2 protein-coding genes and 1 pseudogene are annotated in these 1,706 nt (G+C 66.6%); 1 reads left to right on the top strand and 2 read right to left on the bottom strand.

Annotation, left to right across the window (positions count from 1 at the left end; genetic code table 11):
- Nucleotides 1-113, bottom strand: a pseudogene (locus WCB02_RS24530) (fatty acid hydroxylase family protein); the annotation flags it as partial.
- Between the two features lie 124 nt (nt 114-237).
- On the opposite strand from WCB02_RS24530, the gene WCB02_RS24525 reads away from it, so the two are divergent.
- Complete coding sequence (locus WCB02_RS24525; protein WP_423962234.1) at nt 238-546, top strand: DUF6166 domain-containing protein; 309 nt, start codon at nt 238-240, stop codon at nt 544-546.
- Nucleotides 547-551: 5 nt separating this feature from the next.
- Here WCB02_RS24525 and WCB02_RS24520 read toward each other — a convergent pair whose 3' ends face one another.
- Complete coding sequence (locus WCB02_RS24520) at nt 552-1,346, bottom strand: GntR family transcriptional regulator (protein ID WP_423962233.1); 795 nt, start codon at nt 1,344-1,346, stop codon at nt 552-554.
- Between the last annotated feature and the right edge of the window lie 360 nt (nt 1,347-1,706).

Here is a 1,706-nt window from a genome sequence, read left to right as displayed (position 1 = left end):
GCATAGATGATGAAGACATGGAGCCAGCCATTGTACCAGCCGGCGACGCGTTCGCGGTAGGTTTCGCGGTAGCGGCGCTGGCGGTCGGTCATCGGGGTTGAAGCCAGTTCCATCTTGCTCTCCCGGGCGTCAAAAGCGCGCGTGACCTGCGCTGGCGCATCTGATATATCACTAATCTATCAAGCGCGCGATCGGCTGTCAAACAGCTTTCGGGGAGGGAAGGGGAGGCAATACGCGATGAAGACGTTTTGCGGTGACCGCACCATCGATGGCGTCAAGGTGACGGTGGATGGCAAGCCCCTCGATCAGCGTCTCGATATCCATCAGTTCACTCGCAACGGCTTCGAGTGGAGCTATGAGGGCGCGGAACCCCGCCAATTGGCGCTGGCGATACTCGCCGCGCATCTCGGCGATGACGCAGCCGCCAAGGGGCTGGTCGAGGGGCTGGTCGAGCCCTTCATGAAGGCGGTCGTCGCCAATTTCGGCAATGAGTGGGAAATGAATTCGGCCGACATCGACGCGGACCTGGCCGCGCTCCGCAAATAGCGCAGCTACGTCTCGATCGTCTTGCGCGCAAAACTCTCGATGTAATCGATCAGGCGGTCGGATGCCTTGCCGGCGGCGTCCGCGTTGCGCCTGGCGATGGCCTCCGCCAGGTTCGCATGCAGGCGCGCCGACAGCGGCAGGTCGCCGGCTTCGCGATAATGCTGGTACCAGAAGCGGCGCGACAGGCCGTGCATCAGCCCCATGGCGCGCGCGGCAAACTCGTTGCGCGCGGCCTGGCTGACCAGTTCGTTCAGCGCGCGGTCGAGCCGCATGAAGGTGATGTCGTCGGCCCGATCGGAGGCGATGCGCATGTCGCGCGCGAGGCGAGAGAACTTCGCGATCTCCTCCGGCGTCGCCCGTTCGGCGGCGCCGCGCGCCATCAGCCGATCGAGCTCGCGGCGCACTTCGAGCAGGCGCATCTGCGTCTTGAGGTTGATCTGCGAGACCAGAATGCCGCGCCGCGGCAGGATCACGACGAGGCCGTCGCGCGCCAGCCGCTGCAGCGCCTCGCGGATCGGCGTCCGCCCGATGCCAAGCCGCTGCGCCAGCGATTGCTCGGACAGGATGGTCTCGGGCGGGAGCGCCAGCGTGACGATCAACTCCTCGATCAGCCGATAAGCGCGATCGGGCAGGGTGTCGTCGTCATGGGGCTCGCCGTTACGGGGCCCGACCTTTGGGGGTCCAACGTCTTGGGGCCCGGCAACCGGCACCACCGGCGCGGCATCGCGCGAGACCTTCTTCACCTTCGCCCGGGCGGGCTCGGCAAGGGCGGCCCGTCCACGTCGTCTGCCCGCGGCCATCCGCCGTGATTCTCCGCTTGTTTCGCCCCGATATTTCACGCGTGGTGGCGGCGGTCAATTGCACTGCCGGTGAGGCCCGCCGCCTTGGTCCGACCGCGTCACGAGCGGACAAGGCGCTGTCTTGGATCCGTTGCGCGCTACCCACTTGCTCGTCATGGCCGGGCGAAGTCCCGGCCATCCACGCCCTTGCGGCGCCGCCGCCGAGAAAGAACGTGGACGGCCGGGCCTTCGCCGCGCCGAAGCGGCCTCGGCCCCGCAGACGGGACATAGGCGAGCGGAAGCGACTCCGTCCTTCGGACGGCTATGCCCGGCCATGACGAAACCACTCCCACTGCGTCATAATCGGGCGACGTGTGTGAT

The organism is Bradyrhizobium sp., from assembly GCF_049581145.1.
Taxonomy (GTDB): Bacteria; Pseudomonadota; Alphaproteobacteria; order Rhizobiales; family Xanthobacteraceae; genus Bradyrhizobium.
This window is presented reverse-complemented; position numbering and strand designations above follow the sequence as displayed.